At 72.2% G+C, this 18,843-nt stretch carries 15 protein-coding genes; 5 read left to right on the top strand and 10 right to left on the bottom strand.

Annotation, left to right across the window (positions count from 1 at the left end):
* Positions 1-75: 75 nt before the first annotated feature.
* On the top strand, positions 76-2,655 hold the full coding sequence (locus tag ACFYXC_RS08680; protein ID WP_389548595.1) for an ATP-binding protein: 2,580 nt from the start codon (positions 76-78) through the stop codon (positions 2,653-2,655).
* A 104-nt stretch (positions 2,656-2,759) separates the two neighbouring features.
* Here ACFYXC_RS08680 and nucS read toward each other — a convergent pair whose 3' ends face one another.
* On the bottom strand, positions 2,760-3,431 hold the full coding sequence (nucS, locus tag ACFYXC_RS08675) for an endonuclease NucS (protein ID WP_388912704.1): 672 nt from the start codon (positions 3,429-3,431) through the stop codon (positions 2,760-2,762).
* A gap of 287 nt (positions 3,432-3,718) precedes the next feature.
* Between nucS and ACFYXC_RS08670 the strand changes: the two genes are divergently transcribed.
* On the top strand, positions 3,719-4,111 hold the full coding sequence (locus ACFYXC_RS08670) for an SCO5389 family protein (RefSeq protein ID WP_388912707.1): 393 nt from the start codon (positions 3,719-3,721) through the stop codon (positions 4,109-4,111).
* A gap of 124 nt (positions 4,112-4,235) precedes the next feature.
* Here ACFYXC_RS08670 and ACFYXC_RS08665 read toward each other — a convergent pair whose 3' ends face one another.
* The gene (locus ACFYXC_RS08665; RefSeq protein WP_389548591.1) at positions 4,236-5,264 is read right to left on the bottom strand and encodes an LLM class flavin-dependent oxidoreductase; all 1,029 of its coding nucleotides are present in this window, start codon (positions 5,262-5,264) and stop codon (positions 4,236-4,238) included.
* Between the two features lie 218 nt (positions 5,265-5,482).
* On the opposite strand from ACFYXC_RS08665, the gene ACFYXC_RS08660 reads away from it, so the two are divergent.
* The gene (locus ACFYXC_RS08660) at positions 5,483-5,812 is read left to right on the top strand and encodes an ATP/GTP-binding protein (RefSeq protein ID WP_389548588.1); all 330 of its coding nucleotides are present in this window, start codon (positions 5,483-5,485) and stop codon (positions 5,810-5,812) included.
* A gap of 26 nt (positions 5,813-5,838) precedes the next feature.
* Here ACFYXC_RS08660 and ACFYXC_RS08655 read toward each other — a convergent pair whose 3' ends face one another.
* The 7 genes from ACFYXC_RS08655 to mce all read right to left on the bottom strand — a co-directional run bounded on the left by ACFYXC_RS08655 (position 5,839) and on the right by mce (position 15,638).
* Positions 5,839-6,684, bottom strand: a complete 846-nt coding sequence (locus ACFYXC_RS08655) for an ABC transporter permease (protein WP_388912716.1) — start codon at positions 6,682-6,684, stop codon at positions 5,839-5,841.
* Positions 6,681-7,883 carry an ABC transporter ATP-binding protein gene (locus ACFYXC_RS08650; protein WP_389548585.1) on the bottom strand — a complete coding sequence of 401 codons (1,203 nt, stop codon included), beginning with the start codon at positions 7,881-7,883 and terminating at the stop codon, positions 6,681-6,683. The genes ACFYXC_RS08655 and ACFYXC_RS08650 overlap by 4 nt, the downstream gene beginning before the upstream one ends.
* A 111-nt stretch (positions 7,884-7,994) precedes the next feature.
* Complete coding sequence (locus tag ACFYXC_RS08645) at positions 7,995-8,765, bottom strand: ABC transporter permease (RefSeq protein ID WP_389548583.1); 771 nt, start codon at positions 8,763-8,765, stop codon at positions 7,995-7,997.
* A gap of 4 nt (positions 8,766-8,769) precedes the next feature.
* Positions 8,770-9,780: an ABC transporter ATP-binding protein gene (locus tag ACFYXC_RS08640; protein ID WP_389548580.1), complete on the bottom strand. Its 1,011-nt coding sequence runs from the start codon at positions 9,778-9,780 to the stop codon at positions 8,770-8,772.
* Between the two features lie 169 nt (positions 9,781-9,949).
* Positions 9,950-10,885, bottom strand: coding sequence for a cellulose-binding protein (locus ACFYXC_RS08635; RefSeq protein ID WP_388912728.1), 936 nt, complete (start codon positions 10,883-10,885; stop codon positions 9,950-9,952).
* Between the two features lie 233 nt (positions 10,886-11,118).
* Positions 11,119-14,967, bottom strand: coding sequence for a polarized growth protein Scy (scy, locus tag ACFYXC_RS08630; RefSeq protein ID WP_389548576.1), 3,849 nt, complete (start codon positions 14,965-14,967; stop codon positions 11,119-11,121).
* Between the two features lie 230 nt (positions 14,968-15,197).
* Complete coding sequence (gene mce, locus ACFYXC_RS08625; protein ID WP_388912735.1) at positions 15,198-15,638, bottom strand: methylmalonyl-CoA epimerase; 441 nt, start codon at positions 15,636-15,638, stop codon at positions 15,198-15,200.
* 148 nt (positions 15,639-15,786) lie between these two features.
* Here mce and ACFYXC_RS08620 point away from each other — a divergent pair, with 148 nt between their 5' ends.
* Positions 15,787-16,989, top strand: coding sequence for an acetyl-CoA C-acetyltransferase (locus ACFYXC_RS08620; RefSeq protein ID WP_389548572.1), 1,203 nt, complete (start codon positions 15,787-15,789; stop codon positions 16,987-16,989).
* Between the two features lie 42 nt (positions 16,990-17,031).
* Positions 17,032-17,988 (top strand): methylmalonyl Co-A mutase-associated GTPase MeaB, encoded by a 957-nt coding sequence (gene meaB, locus ACFYXC_RS08615; protein WP_389548569.1) that lies wholly within the window; start codon positions 17,032-17,034, stop codon positions 17,986-17,988.
* Positions 17,989-18,174: 186 nt separating this feature from the next.
* Here the strand turns inward: meaB and ACFYXC_RS08610 are convergent, their stop codons facing one another.
* Positions 18,175-18,843, bottom strand: a complete 669-nt coding sequence (locus tag ACFYXC_RS08610) for a PepSY domain-containing protein (protein ID WP_389548566.1) — start codon at positions 18,841-18,843, stop codon at positions 18,175-18,177.

Here is an 18,843-nt window from a genome sequence, read left to right as displayed (position 1 = left end):
GACCAGAAGCGACAGCGCAGTGTGCGGCAGGCCGGGAGGGGCTCGGCACACGACGCTTTTGGGGGGCTAGGACCTATGGACCCGACAAACCGGGGACCCGAAGAGTACGGCCACGACGACGGCTCGGCGCCACGGCAGCGCCCACCGCGCGATCCTTTGACGCACGCGCTGGGGCACGGGGGCGCCCCGCACACACCCGCTCTGGCCCGCACCGTCCAGCTCGTCGCGGGCGACCATCTGCTCACCGTCAACCCCGTCGACGGCAGCGAGATCGAGCTCTGCCCACCGGGCGAGCGGCCGCCGCGGCCCGTGAAGTTCAGCGCCACCGAACGGACCGAACTGACCCGCGCCGGCCGGCCCGCCGTACCGCCCGGGGTCCCGCAGCCCAGACTGCCGCTCCTGGAGCGGCAGGAGGAGCGTGAGCGCCTCGTACGGCTGCTCGCGCGCGGCCGCTCCGTACGGCTCACCGGGCCCTCGGGTTCGGGACGCACAGCGCTCCTGGACGCCGTCGCCGACGACTGCGCGGACCTCGCGCCTGACGGTGTGGTCCGCCTCAGCGGCCACCGCCGCACGGCGGACGATCTGCTGCACGACCTCTTCGCCGCCGTCCACAACGCTCCGCTGCACCGGCCGGAACAGGACGAACTGCTCGCACTCGTCCACGACATCGGCGCGGTCGTCGTCCTGGACGACGTGGAGTTCGGCGGCACCGCGCTCGACGACCTGCTCGACGCCACCCCCGAGTGCGCCTGGCTGGTCTCCGCGACGCCCCGGACCGCCGCGCCGTCCGCCGACTCGCTCCTCGAAGAGGTCTTCCTCGGCGGCCTCGGCCGCGGCGGCGGTCTCGAACTGCTGGAACGGGCCGTCGGCCGGGTCCTGACCGAGGAGGAGGCCAACTGGGCGGGCGACCTCTGGTTCGAGTCCGAGGGACTCCCGCTGCGGTTCGTCCAGGCCGGCGCCCTGCTGCGGCAGCGCGACCAGCTGACCGCCGACCCGCACGCCTTCGACGGGTTCGGCCACCAGGCGGACGCGCCGGTGGACGCGCCCTTTGACGCCGAGGACGGCCACGAGGTGCCGTTGCCCTCGCTCGCCGAGGGCGCCGCGCCCGCCGCGCTGCTCGCCTCCCGGCTCAGCGAGTCGGCCCGCGCCACATTGCGCTTCGCCGTCGCGCTGGGCGGCGAGGTGCCGCACCAGGCGCATCTGCCCGCCCTCGTGGGCCACACCCACGCGGACGCGGCGCTCGCGGAGCTCGTCGGCTGCGCGCTCGTCACCCCGGTCGGGTCGCACTACCGGCTCGCGGCCGGCGTGCAGACCCAGCTGGAGGCCGTCGGGTACGCGTCCGACGCCGAGGAGACCGCACGGGCCGCCGCCCGGCACTACACCTGGTGGGCAGGGCACCCCTCCGTCACCCCGGAGCGGGTCGCCGCCGAGGCGGACGCCGTGCTCGCCGCACTGGCCGCCCTGGTGCCGCTCACCGTGCCGCCGACCGAGGAGGACGAGAGCGTCACCGCGGTGGAGCTGGCCCGGGCGGCGGCGCCCGCGTTCGCCGCGGGACTGCACTGGAGCGCCTGGGAGCGCGCGCTGCGCTCCGGCGCCGAGGCCGCCCGGCTGGCCGGCGAGGTCGCGGACCAGGCGTACTTCCACCACGAGTTGGGCGTCCTCGCGCTCTGCGGCGGGCAGCTCGACCGGGCCCGCGCCGAACTGGAGGCGTCCATCGGCCTGCGCGGCGCCCTCGCCGACAAGCGCGGCACCGTCGCGGGCCGGCGCGCCCTCGCCCTGGTCACCGACCGCTCGGGCACCCCGCCGCCCACGGGCATCGGTCCGGCGGCGGGCATCGGCGTGGCGGCGGGCATCGGTTCGACGACGGGCGAGGAGGTGCCCGACGCGCGGTACGAGGAGTCGGCGTCACCGCCCAGCGGTGTACCGGCCGCGTTCGCGGCGGTCCCCGCGCTGCAGGGGCCGGGCGAACCGGCCACACTGCTCACGCACCGGTCCGGGTCGGCCGCTTCCGCGAAGACCCGTGGCGCCGGCGCCACCGGCCGGGTCAAGGGCCTGGTCAGCGGCACCCGGCGCAACCTGGCGGCGGCCGGGGCGGGCGCGCTGCTCGCCGCCGTGCTCGGCACGGTGGTGACGCTCGGCGCGACCTCCAACCCCGACGACAACACGCCCTCCGAGAAGGTCGGTGTCGGCCCGTCGGCCGGCGTGGGCGAGGAGGACGGCGGACTCGGCGCGGACCGGCCGAAGAAGGGCAGCAGCGACGCCGACTCGACGAGCCGGCCGACCGACCCCGGCAAGGACGGGGTCCTCGGGACCTCGGACGACCCCACGCCGACCTCGACCGGCGAGCCGTCCGACGACCCGAGCGGCTCCAAGGACCCGAGCCCGACCACGTCCACGTCGAAGCCGCCGTCCTCCACCTCGAAGCCGTCCACCTCACCGTCGAAGCCGCCGACCGGCTCGACACCGCCGACCAGTTCCACCCCGACCCCGACGCCGAGCGAGCCCGACCCCTCGGGGGAGCCCAGCGAGCCGCCGCCGTCCACACCGGAGACCTCCGACTCGGCCAGCGGACCCGCGTCCAGCCCCGCCGAGAGCAGCAGTGCCGCGAGCAGCCCGGCGGACAGCGGCGTACCGGGGTCGCCGACGGTGATCTGAGACGGGCGCGGGGTGCGGACAGGCCCCGCACGGCATGACGGTGGGCCGGGTCCTCACACAGGACCCGGCCCACCGTCATGCCGTACCGCGTGCTCCGGCTGCCGTCAGAACAGCCGCAGCTTGTCGTCCTCGATGCCCCGCAGCGCGTTGTAGTCCAGGACCGCGCAGCCGATGCCCCGGTCCGTGGCGAGGACACGGGCCTGCGGCTTGATCTCCTGCGCCGCGAAGATGCCGCGGACCGGCGCCAGGTGCGGGTCACGGTTCAACAGGTCGAGATAGCGCGTCAGTTGCTCCACGCCGTCGATCTCGCCGCGCCGCTTGATCTCCACGGCCACGGTCCCGCCGTCCGCGTCGCGGCAGAGGATGTCGACCGGACCGATGGCCGTCATGTACTCACGGCGGATCAGCGTGTAACCCTCACCGAGGGTCTCGATGCGGTCCGCGAGGAGCTCCTGGAGGTGCGCCTCCACGCCGTCCTTGATGAGACCGGGATCGACGCCCAACTCGTGCGAGGAGTCGTGGAGGACCTCCTCCATCGTGATGATGAGCTTCTCGCCGGCCTTGTTGATGACCGTCCAGACCCCCTCGTCGTCCCCCGAACCCTCCTTGAGGGTGCACGGCGGCGACATCCAGTTGAGGGGCTTGTAGGCCCGGTCGTCCGCATGGATCGAGACACTCCCGTCCGCCTTCACGAGGATGAGGCGGGGGGCGGACGGGAGATGGGCGGTGAGGCGGCCCGCGTAGTCGACGGAGCAGCGGGCAATGACGAGACGCATGGTCGGCAACGCTACTCGACGGATACGGGTCGGCGCGATCCGCCCAGGAGGCTCGGCGGGCGCCCCTCCCGTCGCCGTCCCTGTTTCCCCGGATAAGCCCTGTTCGAAAGTGGCCGGTTGTGTGCACGTCGGTTCTTCGCTGTGTGCGCGATGTCCTGGTGCGGCCACGAACAGTTGCCTACCGTATGAGCAGGAGGTCGCGGTGCGTGTACTCAGCGTATTCGTCATCGCGGTCCCCTTCCCTGTCCGTCAGCCCCCTCTGCCGAGGGGGTGCGAGAGGAGAACCCATGTCGCTGGACGTCTCACCGGCCCTACTCGAAAAGGCCGAGCGAGGCGAGGTCGACGAAGCGGAATTCGTCGACTGCGTCCGGACCTCCCTGCCTTACGCATGGGAGATGATCAGCTCCCTGGTGGCCCAGCTGAAGGTGGACGGCGGCAACTTCGCCGACAACCAGACGCCTCCGCCGGACGAGCAGGCGCGGGGCCAGCTGCTGCGTGCCCTCGCGAGTGACGCGATACGAGGCGCGTTGCAGCGGCACTTCGGGGTGCGGCTGGCCTTCCAGAACTGCCACCGGGTGGCAGTGTTCCCGCTGGACGGCTCGGTCGACGACACCCTGACCCGCTTCACGTCGATACGCAGCCAACTGCTGAACCAGTCACCGGAGTTCCGGGACTGCTGATGCGGTGACGCCGCAGGCTTGCCGCTCCGTACGCGGGAGGTGTTCTGTACGGGAGCGGCAAGTCTCCGGGGACCCGGGCCACCACGGCCGCGGAGTGCGTCCCTCGGCCGGGGTGCGGTCCGGGTCACCGGAGCCGTGGCAGTACCTCGCCCCCCAGCCGCCGTACGTTCTCCTCCGTCGCGTCCAGGTCGCCTGAGCCCTCCACGAGGAGCGCGAAGCGGGTGATGCCCGTGCGTTCGGAGGTCGCCGCGAGGCGGTCCGCGCACAACTGGGGTGTGCCCACCGGGTGCAGTCCGCAGAGGAGTTCGGTGTAGGCCAGCGGATCGCGCATCGAGCGCGCGCGGTCGTCCACCGTCACATGTGCTTCAAGCCCCTGTTTCAGCCATCCCGGCATGGCCTTCTGGAGTGTCTCGACGGCGTCCGTGCGACGGTCCGCGATCTGCGCGACACCCGCCGAGACGTGTGAGGCGCCCGCGATCTCGTCGGGGGAGCGGCCCGCGGCGCGCGCGTGCGTCCGCCACAGCGCGACCATCTCGGCCTTCTCCTCGTCCCCCACGTGCATGCCGAGGAGCATCGGCAGCCCGCGCTCGGCGGCCATCCTGACGCTCGACGGCGAGGTGCAGGCGACGACGACCTCGGGGCTCTCACCGCCCGACAGCGCCTCCGACGGGCGTGGCACGACGGCGACTTCACGGAAGTCGTAGCGCTCGGAGCCGCCCGCCACGGACGGTGCGCGCAGCCAGCGCACCAGCAGATCGAGTGATTCCGGGAACCCCTTCTCGTACGCCTCCAGGCCCGTCCCGAAGACCTCCAGGTCGACCCAGGGCCCGCCGCGGCCCACCCCCAGCGTGAAGCGCCCGCCCGATGTCACGTGCAGCAGCGCGGCCTGTTCGCCGAGCGCCACCGGGTGCACGGTGGGCAGCACGCTGACCGCCGTGCCCACCCGGATACGGCGGGTGCGGCCGAGCAGCAGGGCCGCGAGAGTGACGGCCGACGGACACGTCCCGTACGGCACGAAGTGGTGCTCGGCCAGCCACACCGTGTCCAGCCCCGCCTCCTCGGCGACCTCCGCGGACCGCACCGCCCGGTGCAGTGCCTCGCCCTGCCCCTGACCGGGAAACTGGGCCGCCAGAACAAAACTTCCTACGCGCATCGCACTCCTGCCTCCTTGGGCCGACGCGGCTCCCCCATCCCGCATAACCGTCCGACACGTGCCAAGGACACGGCTTGGCGGGGAGATTGGCGGATTGTCTGCAGAATGAGCCGGTCGTGCGGGGGATCTGTGCGGACCGGCGACGGACGCATACCCCTGGGTGCTCCGCGTAGGCTGGACACAGCCCGTGCTCCCCGTATGACTCCGTGAGGTGTCCCGTGTCCCCGCGTCGCAACCGCCCGCACGCCGCCGGAACCGGCCGGCGCGCGGACGAGGATCCGTCGGACCGGTACGGCGGCTGGCAGTCCGCCGAGAGCTGGCGGGGCGAGTCCTGGAGCGTGCGGCACGTGGCGGGCGCGAGCGCGCAGGGCAAGACGTACCGCTGCCCCGGCTGTGACCAGCAGATCCCCTCCGGCGTCCCGCACGTGGTGGCCTGGCCCGAGCACTCCGGGGTGGACGAGCGCCGCCACTGGCACAAGGCGTGCTGGAACGCGAAGGACCGCCGCACCACACGGGTGCAGCGGTCCCGGAACGCGCCGAGGTTCTGACCCCGGCCGGCGTCTTCATGTCCTGCCTAGACGTCGCGCCGCTCCAGCAGCGTGTAGGCGCCGGCGATGGCCGCCGCCGTCACGCAGACGAGCAGGACGAGCTGGGAGGTGCCGTTCCCCGCCTCGGAGTCGATCTGGAAGATCTTGGCGAGCGCGTTCGGCGCGTTGTAGTCCATCATCTTCTCGCCGATGGTGCGCATGCTGTCGGAGATCATCAGGAACGCGGGCAGGATCGCGGGCACCAGCACCAGGCCGAGCATCGCGGTGATCGCGCCCGCGGAGTGCCGCAGCATCGAGCCCACGGCGAGCGCGAGCACACCGAGCAGCGACACGTAGAGCGCGCCCTTCAGGACCGTCCCGCCCCACGAGACGTCCGAGGACCCGCCGTGCATGCCCGACGTGACCAGGCCGACGAACCCGATGGCGAGGGCCGACACGACGAACGCGACGGCGAAGAAGATCAGCAGCTTCGCCGTGAGCACCCGGTGACGCTGGGGCGAGGCCGTGAACGTCGTACGGATCATGCCCGTGCCGTACTCGGACGAGATCACCAGCACGCCCAGGGTGATCAGGCAGATCTGCCCGAGGATCAGCCCGAAGAAGGCCGGGATCGTGTAGGGGACGTCCGCGTAGTCGTTGTCGTTCGTGTTGGCGGCGACGAGGAGACCGATCCCGACCACCAGGAGCAGGAAGACGCCGAGCGTCCACATCGTGGAGCGCACCGACTTGATCTTCGTCCACTCCGAGGTGATCGCGTGCCCGAGATGCGTGCGCGTGATCGGGATCGGCGAGGTGTACGAGGTCCCGGGCGCCGACTGCCAGTTCGGGGCAGGGGCGGCCTGCGGGTGCGTCTGCGGCTGGGGCGTGCTCATCGGGCGTCCTCGGGCTTGGTCAGGTCGGGGGCGGCGGCGGGCTGTGCGGGGGCCGGCTGTACGGGCTGGGCGTACGGGTTGGGTCCTGCTGCGGCGCCCGGCGCGCCCGGAGCGCCGTAGGGGCCCGCGGGCGGCTGTCCCTGGGGCATCGCGAACGGCTGCCCGCCCTGCTGGGGCGGCGGCGGTGCGTACCAGCCCGGCTGGCCCTGGCCCGGTACCGGCAGCTGCTGCGGCGGCATCGCCCCCGGCGGCAGCTCCTGCTGCAGGCCCGCGCGCTGGTCGATGGTGGAGCGGTAGTCGACGGAGCCCTGCGTCATCCGCATGTACGCCTCCTCCAGCGACGCCTGGTGCGGGGAGAGCTCCCACAGACGTACGTCCGCGTCGTGCGCGAGGTCGCTGATGCGGGGCAGCGGCAGGCCGGTGACGCGCAGCCCGCCGTCCTGCTCGGGCATGACCTGCCCGCCCGCCTCGGTGAGCGCGGCCGTCAGCTTCTCGCGCTGGGCGGGCTCGGTGTCGGGGGTGCGCACCCGCGCGAAGTCGGCGGAGTTGTGCGAGATGAAGTCGCGCACGCTCATGTCGGCGAGCAGCTGACCTCGGCCGATCACGATGAGGTGGTCGGCGGTCAGGGCCATCTCGCTCATCAGGTGCGAGGAGACGAAGACGGTCCGGCCCTCCGCGGCCAGGGACTTCATCAGGTTGCGCACCCAGAGGATGCCCTCGGGGTCGAGACCGTTGACCGGCTCGTCGAAGAGCAGCACCTGCGGGTCGCCGAGCAGCGCGGCCGCGATGCCGAGCCGCTGGCCCATGCCGAGCGAGAAGCCCTTGGAGCGCTTTCGCGCCACGTCCTGGAGCCCCACGACCCCCAGCACCTCGTCCACCCGGCGGGCGGGGATGCCCGACAGCTGCGCCAGGCACAGCAGGTGGTTGCGGGCGTGCCGGCCGCCGTGCACGGCCTTGGCGTCGAGCAGCGCGCCGACCTGCCGCGGGGCGTTGGGCAGCCTGCGGTACGGGTAGCCGCCGATCGTCACCTGCCCGGCGCTGGGGTTGTCGAGTCCGAGGATCATCCGCATGGTCGTCGACTTGCCCGACCCGTTGGGGCCGAGGAAGCCGGTGACGGAGCCCGGCCTGACCTGGAAGGAAAGGTTGTACACGGCCGTCTTGTCGCCGTAGCGCTTCGTCAGGCCGACTGCCTCGATCATTCTCCGCACCCATCGAAAAGGTTCAGGACATCGGGGCACACGCCCCCCGTAAGGGTTAGGAGGATAGCCCGGCGCTGACGGTTCCCTTCAAAGCCAGGTAAAAATCTGGGCCTACGCGTCCCGGCGCCTGAGCAGCGCGTAGCCGCCGGCGACCGCGAGGACCACCCACAGCACCATGATCGCCAGGCCGCCCCAGGGCCCGTACGGTACGTCGTCGTCGACCGGGGTGACCACCTGCATGATCCTGCTGCCGGCCTGGTCGGGCAGGAACCGGCCGACCTTCTCGGTGGCCGGGACGTTGCCGAGGACGGCGGAGATCAGGAAGAAGAACGGCATCAGGATGCCGAGGGAGAGCATCGGGCTGCGCAGCATGGTGGCGACGCCCATCGAGAAGACGGCGATGAGGGTCATGTAGAGGCCGGCGCCCACGACCGCGCGCAGGACCCCCGGGTCACCGATCGACGTCCGGTGCGGGCCGAGCATCGCCTGGCCGAGGAAGAAGGCGGCGAAACAGGTGACGAGGGCCACCAGGAAGGCGAGGCCCGTCGCCACCGCCAGCTTGCTGAAGAGGAACGTGCCACGCTGCGGAACGGCGGAGAGCGAGGTGCGGATCATGCCGGTGCTGTACTCGTTCGACACCACCAGCACGCCGAACACGATCATCGCCAGCTGGCCGAGGCTCGTCCCCGCGAAGCTGATGAAGGTGGGGTCGAAGGAGAGGCGGTCCTCGGCGCTCATGCCGTCGAACTCGTTCCTGGACAGCAGCGAGATCAGCACGCCGAGTGCGACGGTCACCACGGCGGCGAGACCCAGCGTCCACACCGTGGACGCCACCGACCGGATCTTGGTCCACTCGGACCGCAGGACCTGGGTCGCGGCCATGGATTCAGCCCTTCTTCCAGTCGTCGCCCCACCGAGGTCCGGGCCGCGGCTGCGGCCGCGCTCCCGGCCGCCCTCCGTACGGGGGAGGCGGCGCGGCGCCGAGAGCCGCGCCGGTGTGCGCGTGGTACTCCACCGACTCGGCGGTGAGCTGCATGAACGCTTCCTCCAACGACGCCTGCTGGGGGCTCAGTTCGTGGAGCACGACGCGGTGCTGTGCGGCGAGTTCGCCGAGGTCCTCCGCCCGCACGCCGTCCACCTCCAGCGTCCCGCCGCCCGCCTCGACGGCCGTGATCCCGGCGCCGCGCAGCACGTCGAGCAACGTCTCCCGCTGCGGCGACCGGATCCGTACGTACGAGCGGGAGTTCTCCCGGATGAAGGCGGCCATGGAGGTGTCGGCGAGCAGCCGGCCCTGGCCGATCACGACGAGGTGGTCGGCCGTCAGTGCCATCTCGCTCATCAGGTGCGAGGAGACGAAGACCGTACGGCCCTGGGCGGCGAGGGATTTCATCAGGTTGCGGATCCAGTGGATGCCCTCGGGGTCGAGCCCGTTGACCGGCTCGTCGAACATCAGGATCCGCGGGTCGCCGAGCAGCGCGCCGGCGATGCCGAGCCGCTGCCCCATGCCGAGCGAGAAGCCCTTGGCCTTCTTCCTCGCCACCGCGGTGAGGCCCACGGTGTCGAGGACCTCGTGCACGCGCCCGCGCGGGATGCCGTTGCTCTGCGCGAGGCACAGCAGGTGGTTGAAGGCGCTGCGGCCGCCGTGCGTGGCCTTGGCGTCGAGGAGGGCGCCGATGTACTTCAGCGGGTCCTTGAGCCGGTCGTAGTGCTGTCCGTCGATCCGGACGTCCCCCGCGGTGGGCCGGTCGAGCCCGAGCATCATCCGCATGGTCGTGGACTTCCCGGCCCCGTTGGGACCCAGGAACCCGGTGACGATCCCGGGCCGCACGGCGAAGCTCAGATGGTTCACGGCCATCTTCTCCCCGTACCGCTTGCTGAGCCCGTCGACCTCGATCATGCGCACCACGCTAAAACGCGCCAAAGCCCTCTGCCACCGGAGTGGCAGAGGGCTCGGGCCCGGTGCTGTGGGGCGCCCCGTCAGGGGCGCGGGGAACTGCGCGACCAGCCACGGCCGGCCCGCAGATCCCCGACAACCGTCCCCATCCCCCGTTGAGGCAGGCCCGGTACTACCGGGTCTGCTGCGCCGGCACCCCACGGGAGATCGGCTCGTCCTCAGCCGGAGAGCCGGCGGCAGCCACAGCCGCCCCCGTGAGCGTCGCCAGCATCTCGCGCACGTTCGTCAGCTGCGCGTTGATCGAGTCGCGACGGTTCGTCAGAGCCGCCAGCTCACGCTCGGACTCGGACCGGATCCGGTCGGCCTTGGCGTTCGCGTCGGCCACGATGTCCTCGGCCTGGCGCTGAGCCGTCTCGACGGTCTGACGCGCACGACGCTCGGCGTCCGTACGCAGCTTCTCGGCCTCCAGCCGCAGCTGCTCCGCACGGTGCTCGATCTCCGCGAGCCGCTTCTCGGCCTTGGCCTGCCGCGAGGCCAGGTCGCGCTCGGACTGCTCACGCCGCTTGGCGAGGTTCGTCTCGAAGTCGGCGGCGGCCTGCGCGGCCTTCGCGCGGGTCTCCTCGAAGAGGGCGTCCGCCTCCTCACGCTTCGACTGCGCGTCCTTCTGCGCCTCCTGGCGCAGCTGGGAGGCGTCGGACTTGGCCTTCTCGACGATCCGGACGCCTTCGTCCTCCGCCTTGGACTTGCGGTCCGCAGCGAACGATTCTGCGTCGTTGCGCACCTGCTGGGCCGCCGACTCGGCGAGCTCACGGTGCTGCTCCGCCGCGCGGCGGGCCTCCTCGCGCAGGTCCTTGGCCTCCTCCTCGGCGAGGCGGAGGATCTTCTCCACGCGGGCGCCGAGGCCGGCGTACGACGGCTCGGCGTCGCTTACCTGTGCCTGGGCGTTCTGCGTTTCGAGATGGAGTTCCTCGATGCGCTTCTCGAGAGCAGTGATACGGGCCAGAGCGCTGTCACGGTCGGAGACGAGCTTCGAAATGCGTTCGTCCACCTGAGCGCGGTCGTACCCACGCCGCACAAGCTCGAAGCCGTAGGGGGAAGTGTCGCTCATGGGGTTCCTGTCGAATGAGACCGGTGAGGTGATAGGTGGAATCCTAGGGGCCAAGACGGTGTGTCATCGAGCAGTAGCCCGATTGATATGGAGAATGACACCCTTTTTGGTGGCTACCGGCCGGAAGTGCTTGCTGGAGACCTCGCTCGAACCTTCTGGCGAGCTCCGACGAGCACCTGGGAGCGCCGACGCGCACGGGTGCGAACCTACGAGCACAGAAGCTGCCCGTGTGGCTAGCTCTCTGACGGTTTGCCACCCGAACGAGTCGAACCGGCCGCGGCGCCCGCCTTGACGCCGCCGTCCTTGCCGCTCGACGGGGCCTCAAAGGACTCCAACGCCTCCAGGACGTCCTGGACACGGGAGATCTCGGCATTGATGTCCTCGCGGCGACGGACCAGCACCTCCAGCTCCCGCTTGCCCTCCTCGACCGCGGCCCGCGCCTCGCGCACCGCCTCCGACCTGATGCCCTCGGCCTCCGCGATGAGCGCGGCCTTCTTCTGCTCGGCCTCCTTGAGGAGCCCCTCCGCCTTCTTCACCGCGGCGATACGGACCTTGCCGGCCTCGGAGTTCGCCTCCGACACCAGGTCCTTGGCCTTCGCCTCGGCCTCCTTCAGCTGGTCCTCGGCGGCCCTGATCAGCGCGTCGCACCGGTCGCCGGCGGCCTTCATCGTCTCGGCGGACTCCCGGCGGGCCCGCTCGTGCAGTTCCTCGATCTCGCCGGTGATCCGGTCGCGCAGCTCCTCGGCCCGCTCCCTTATGGCCGTCGCGTCCCGGCGCGCGCCGACCAGCAGTTCGTCGGCGTCGGTCCTGGCCCGCTCCACCAGCGTGTTGCCCTCGACCGTCGCCTCGGAGAGCAGCCGCTCCGCCTCATGCCGTGCCGCGCCCACCATCGTGTCGGCCTGTGCCTCGGCGTCGGCGGTGGTCTTGTGTGCGCTCTGCTGAGATTCCGTGAGGAGTTTGTCGGCTTCGGCGGTCGTCTCCGTGATCAGCTTGTCGACCTGCTCGGCCGCCTCGGAACGCCGCTTGTTGGCTTCCCTGCGCGCCTTGTCCAGGGTGTCGTCGGCCTCGTCGCGGGCGTTCGACATGAGGCGGTCGGCCTCCGCGGCGGCCTCGGCCTTGACGCGCTGCGCCTCCGACCTGATCCGCTCGGCGTGCTGCTGGGCGGAGCCGACCGTGTCGGCCGCCTCGGCGCGCAGCCGCTCCGCGTCGCTCGTCGCGTCCGAGATCAGCTTCTCCGCCTTCGCCACGGACTCGGCGCGGACGCGCTCCGCCTCCTGGTTCGTCTCGGCGGTGAGCCGCTCCACCTCGGCCGTCGTCTCGGTGATGAGGGTGTCCGCCTGCGCCGCCGCGTCCGACCGGATACGGTTGGCGTCCTCCCGGGCCTCGGCCCGGGAACGCGAGGCGTCCTGCTCGGCCGACGCGATGGCGTCCGAAGCCTCCGTACGCGCCCGCTGCAGATACTCCGAGGCGTCCGAACGCAGCCGCTCGGACTCGGCGATCGCCTCCGAGACCGTGCGCTCCGCGAGCGACTTGGCGGCCTCCGACTCCTCGCGCGCCTCACGCCGGATGCGGTTGCCGTCCTCGGTGGCCCGCTCCCGCTCCGCGTGCGCGTCGGCACGGACCCGGTCGGCCTCCTGCTGCGCCTCGGTGCGCATGCGCTCCGCCACGTGCTCGGCGGCGCTGCGCAGGCCCGTGATCTCCTCCTGGGCCTGCTCGTGCAGCCCGGCCACCGCGTCGCGTACCTGCTGTGCGGTCTGCTCGGCGGCCGACACCATCTCGGTCGCCCGGCGGTCCGCCTCCTCGACCAGCCGTACGGCCTCGGCCTGGGCCTCCTCCACGCGGTTGCGCGCCGAGGCCAGCAGTTCCTCGCTCTGCTCGCGCGCCCGCTCCCGCTCCTGGTCGGCCTCCTGGCGCGCGGCGCCGAGCAGTTCCTCGGCCTCGCGACGGCGCCTGGCCGCCTCGTCCTGGGCCGCGGAGAGCGCCTCGGCGGCCTCCGTGGCGAGCCGCTCGGCCGCGGCCTGCGCCTCCGCCCGTACGCGGTCGGCGGTGTCCTGCGCCTCCGACTTGAGCCGCTCGGCCTCGGCCGCGGCCTCCGAACGCAGCCGTACGGCGATGGACTCGCCCTCGGCGCGCGAGGCGGACGCGTCCGCGGCGGCCTCGTCACGCAGCCGCTCGGCCTCCGTCTCGGCCTGCGCCTGCAGCGTACGGATCCGCTCGGCGGCCTCCGTGCGCAGCCGGTCGATCTCCTCCGCGGCCTCGCGGCGGATCCGCTCGGCCTCCGCGCGGGCCTCGGTCAGCGCCAGCTCGGCGGAGGCGAGACGCTCCTCGGCCTCCGTGTGCAGCCGGGTCAGCCCCTCGGCGGCCTCGGCCTGCCGGGCCGCTATGGCCCGCTCGGTGTCCTCGTGCAGCTCGCGGGCGGCCCGCTCGGCCTCCGCCTTGATCTCCTCGGACTGCTCGACGGCTTCCGTGCGGTGGCGCTCCGCCTCGGCGCGGGTGCGCTCCAGGGTCTCCTCGGCCTGCCGGCGCAGGGTCGTGGCCCGCTCGATGGCCTCGGTGCGGACCCGCTGGCTCTCCGTCGTCGCGTTGGACCGCAGCTCGTCCGCGTCGGCCTTCGCCTTGGAGAGCAGTTCCTCGGCGGTCCTGGCCGCCTCCTCGATCTGCTGGACGGCCTCCCGCCGGGCCTCGGCGCGGATCTTCTCGCCCTCGGCGTTGGCGTCCGCCCGCAGCTGCTCGGCGTCGCCGCGCAGCCGGCGCGCCTCCTCCTGCAGCTCGACCGTCTTGGCGCGGTACTCCTTGGTGTCGTCCTTCGCCGTGCCCTTGAGCTGCTCGGCGATGTCGTGCGCCTCGGCGCGCAGCCGGTCCGCCTCGGCCTCGGCCTCGGCGCGGATCCGCTCGGCCTCCTCGGCCGCGGCCCTGGTGGTCGACTTGGCGTCCTCGGACGCCTTGTTCAGGACCTCCTCGGCCGTCCGGGCCGCCTTGGCGAGCTGGGACGCGGTCTCCTCGGCGGTGAGGCTGCGGGCGTTCTCCTCGGCCTCCGCGATGATCTTCTCGGCCTTGGCCCTGGCGTCCGCGACGAGCTGCTCGGCCTCGGACTTGGTGGACTCGGCCTCCTTGGTGGCCTCGCTGACCAGCCGGGCGACCTGCTCCTTGGCCGTACGGGTGCGCTGTTCGTTCGCCGACTCCGCGCCGGCGAGCGTCTTCGACGCGGCCTCCTTCGCCTCGGCGAGGACCTTCTCCGCCTCGGCCCGCGCCTCACGCAGGGCCGCCTCGGCCTCGTGCATGCGCTGCTCGGCGGCACGGCTGAGCTCGCCGGCCAGCCGGCGGGCGTTGTCCGAGTCGGACGCGGTGGAGCTGCGCAACTGCTCCGCGTGGTCGGTGGCCTCCTGGGCCTGCGTCGACGCCGCGTTCAGCAGCCGCTCGGCATCGGTGCGGGCCCGGCGCAGCAGCGCCTCGGCCTCGGCGCGGGCCTGCTCGGCGTCGCTCTGCAGCCGCTGGCGGGCCTCGGCGGCGACCCGCTCGGCCTCCGCGCGGGCGGCGGCCAGGGCCTGCTCGGCCTCGGTGCGCGACTCGTCGACGAGCCGGCGGGCCTGCTGCTCGCTGCGGGCCCGCAGCTGCTCGGCCCACGCCACGTTCTCGTTGACGTGCGACTCGACGCTCTGCCGGCGCTCGGCCAGCTCCTGGTCGAGCTGCTGACGGCGGGTGACCGCCTCCTGGTGCAGCTCCGCCTGGAGGCGGGCGGCCTGCTCGGCGTGCTCCTGAAGGATCCGCTGCGTCTGCGCGCGGGCCTGGCTCAGCTCCCGCTCGGCGTCCTGGCGCAGCTGATCGGCCTGGATCTGCGCGTTACGGAGCATCTGCTCGGCCTGGTAGCCGATGTCGGCGCTGTCGTAGGCAGGCCGGGTCGCCAGAGCGCGCCGCGCCTCGTGCAGCTTGGCGCGCAGCACCTCGACCTGATAGCCGAGGTCCTCGGCGTGCTGGACGGCCTTCTCCCGCTCGGTCTTCAGCCGTTCCATCTCGGCCTCGAACCGAGAGAGGTGGTCGACGTCAGCCGCCGGCTCTCGCTCCTGGCGTTCGTAGCCCCGCACTGCGCGGTCCCATCCGTCCCCTGGTCGCAAGTCTCTCCAAACGAGCACCGTCCATCCGCCGGACGGGGCCCCCGGGGAATGGTGTCAGATCAACGGCGGAGCACGGGTGCTCCCCCGACGCTCGTCCCCCGAAACCTGGACCCCGGCCCTCGGATCCTGACGATGAGGACCCGGACCGCCCCGAAGAGGCGACGGCCGTGCCCAACCCTACCGGCCCAGATATACGGAGGTCAGTGCTCAGGTGACTCAACTGGCGCCGAAGTGACCAGTTCTGTCAGGACGCCATGGCAATCCTTCGGGTGCAGAAAGGTGATCCTGGAGCCCATCGAACCCCTGCGCGGCTCCTCGTACAGCACTCGTACGCCCTTCTCCCGGATGCCGTCCGCCTCGGCGTCGACGTCGGCCGTGCCGAAGGCGATGTGATGTACGCCCTCACCGTTCTTGGCCAGCCACTTTCCCACCGCGGAGTCCTCGCGGGTGGGCTCGAGGAGCTGGAGGTAGGAGGCGCCGCCGTCGGACGTCTCATTGATCTTGAGCATGGCCTCGCGCACGCCCTGCTCCTCGTTGACCTCGGAGTGGAACACCTCGAAGCCGTACGTGGCCCGGTAGAACTCGACGGTCGCGTCGAGGTCGAAACAGGCGATCCCGATGTGGTCGATTCGCGTCAGCATGCTGCATAGTGCAGCGCTCCCGCGGCGGTTACGCAACGTGCGCGCGATCACACGACGGGCCGGATGACGGCTGGCCTACCGCTCAGTACCTTGCTAGTAAACCCTCGTTCACTCCTCAGCTGTGCAAGCTGGAAGGGGATCGCTCCTCATGTCTGGAACGAACAACACCACCTCCGTCATCGTTGCGGGTGCACGCACCCCGATGGGGCGGCTCCTCGGCTCCCTGAAGACCTTCTCGGGAGCCGAGCTCGGTGGATTCGCGATCAAGGCCGCCCTCGACCGTGCGGGGATCGAAGGCGGCCAGGTGCAGTACGTGATCATGGGCCAGGTGCTCCAGGCCGGGGCAGGGCAGATCCCGGCACGCCAGGCGGCCGTCAGGGCGGGCATCCCGATGAGCGTCCCGGCGCTCACCGTCAACAAGGTGTGCCTCTCCGGCCTCGACGCCATCGCGCTCGCCGACCAGCTGATCCGCGCCGGCGAGTTCGACGTGATCGTCGCGGGCGGACAGGAGTCCATGACCAACGCGCCCCACCTGCTGCCGAAGTCCCGTGAGGGCTACAAGTACGGGGCGATCGAGATGCTCGACGCGATGGCGTACGACGGCCTGACCGACGCGTTCGAGCACATCGCCATGGGCGAGTCGACCGAGAAGCACAACACCCGGCTCGGCATCCTGCGCCCCGAGCAGGACGAGTTCTCCGCCCTGTCCCACCAGCGGGCCGCCGCCGCGCAGAAGGACGGCACGTACGACGCGGAGATCACCCCGGTCGAGGTCCCGCAGCGCAAGGGCGAGCCCGTCGTCGTCAGCCAGGACGAGGGCATCCGCGGGGAGACCACCACCGAGTCGCTCGGCAGGCTGCGGCCCGCGTTCGCCAAGGACGGCACGATCACGGCGGGATCGGCCTCGCAGATCTCCGACGGGGCGGCCGCCGTGGTCGTCATGAGCAAGGCGAAGGCCGAGGAGCTCGGTCTCGACTGGATCGCGGAGATCGGCGCCCACGGAAACGTCGCGGGACCCGACAACTCTTTGCAGTCGCAGCCGTCGAACGCCATCCGGCACGCGCTCAAGAAGGAGGGCATCGGCGTCGAGGATCTTGACCTGATCGAGATCAACGAAGCCTTCGCCGCCGTCGCGGTCCAGTCGATGAAGGACCTCGGGGTGTCCACGGAAAAGGTGAACGTCAACGGCGGCGCCATCGCCCTCGGCCACCCGATCGGCATGTCCGGCGCCCGGCTCGTCCTGCACCTCGCCCTCGAACTGCAGCGGCGCGGCGGCGGCGTCGGCGCGGCCGCGCTGTGCGGTGGCGGCGGGCAGGGTGACGCGCTGATCGTGCGCGTGCCCAGGGCCTGACAACGCGTACCAGGCCCGGCTGATCTACCGAACGGAGCTGTGATGCAGGACGTCCCCTCGCTGGTGGCCCAGGCCAGGGAAGGCCGGCCGCGGGCCGTGGCCCGGCTGATCTCCCTGGTGGAGGGGGCGTCCCCGCAGCTCCGCGAGGTCATGGCCGCCCTGGCCCCGCTCGCGGGCGGCGCGTACGTCGTGGGGCTCACGGGGTCGCCGGGCGTCGGGAAGTCGACGTCCACCTCGGCGCTCGTCAGCGCCTACCGGCGGCAGGGCAGGCGGGTCGGCGTCCTCGCCGTCGACCCGTCGTCGCCGTTCTCCGGCGGGGCGCTGCTCGGCGACCGCGTCCGGATGTCCGACCATGCGTCCGACCCGGGCGTCTACATCCGGTCGATGGCCACCAGGGGGCACCTCGGCGGGCTCGCCTGGGCCGCGCCCCAGGCCATCCGGGTGCTGGACGCGGCCGGCTGCGACGTGGTGCTCGTCGAGACCGTGGGCGTCGGCCAGTCCGAGGTCGAGATCGCCTCGCAGGCGGACACGTCCGTGGTGCTGCTCGCGCCCGGCATGGGCGACGGGATCCAGGCGGCCAAGGCCGGGATCCTGGAGATCGGGGACGTTTATGTCGTCAACAAGGCCGACCGGGACGGGGCCGACGCGACGGCCCGCGAGCTCAACCACATGCTGGGGCTCGGCGAGTCCCGCGGGCCGGGGGACTGGCGGCCGCCCATCGTGAAGACGGTCGCCGCACGCGGGGAGGGCATCGACGAGGTCGTCGAGGCGCTGGAGAAGCACCGCGCCTGGATGGAGGAGCGGGGGGTGCTGGCCTCGCGGCGGCTCGCCCGGGCCGCGCGGGAGGTCGAGACGATCGCCGTCACCGCGTTGCGGGAGCGGATCGGTGACCTGCACGGGGATCGTCGCCTGAGCGCGCTCGCCGCCCGGATCGTCTCCGGCGACCTGGACCCGTACCGGGCGGCGGACTCACTGGTGGAAGCCCTCGCGGAGCACTGATCCGGACCGGTCTCGCCCCCGCCTCGGGGGCTCCGCCCCCGAACCCCCGGTGCGCAGTCCCCCGCGCCCCCTGGTCCCGGGGGGCGCGGGGAACTGCGCGGGAGCGCGCAGCGCGACAGGGGGTCTGGGGGCGCAAGCCCCCAGGGACGATGGGGGAGGGTAGGGGCGGCGGGGGCGAAAGACGTGTTAGTTGTCCGAGTCGCGGTCCGCCGTCACGGCGCCGGACTCCGCGTCGACCTTCCACTCCTTCTCCGCACCGTTCGCACCCGTCGTGTCGACGTCCCACGAGCCGCCCCGCCGGTCGTCGTCCAGGTCGACCGACGTGACGGTCCCCTTCGCCGCCCCGGCCTCCGCGGCCTCCACCGCGCTGACGGACGTGCCCTTCAGCGCGGCCCGGGCCTCGGTGGCGTCGTCGGCGTCGTCCGCATCGGTGTCGGCCTGCGAGCCGAGCACCTTGCCCGTGCCCGGGTCGATCCGCACGCTGTGCCACTCGCCGGCCGAGGACAGCACGTCCACGTCCCACACCAGGCTGCTGCCCTCGTCGTCCAGTTCGGCCGAGACCGCCGTACCGGGGAGGCTCTTCAGTGCGGCCGTGATCGCGTCGGCGGCGGTGACCTTCGCCGCCTTCGCCTCGGCGGCGTCCTCCGTGTCGTCGTCGCGGTCATCACGGTCGTCGCCGTCGGCACGGTCATTGCGGTCGTCGCGGTCGTCGCGGTCGTCGTCCGCGATCCGCTGACCGGACTGCCGCTGCTTCGCCGGCGCGTCCTCGTCGCCCGTGACGGCGAGGGCCGTCGCCGTGCCGCCTCCGACGAGGGCGGCGGCCGCGACGGTGGCGATGACGATGTTGCGCTTCAT

This window comes from Streptomyces sp. NPDC002701, assembly GCF_042889045.1.
In the GTDB taxonomy this organism is placed as follows: domain Bacteria; phylum Actinomycetota; class Actinomycetes; order Streptomycetales; family Streptomycetaceae; genus Streptomyces.
Note: the sequence above shows the minus strand (reverse complement) of the source record. Positions and strands in the feature narration are given on the sequence as shown.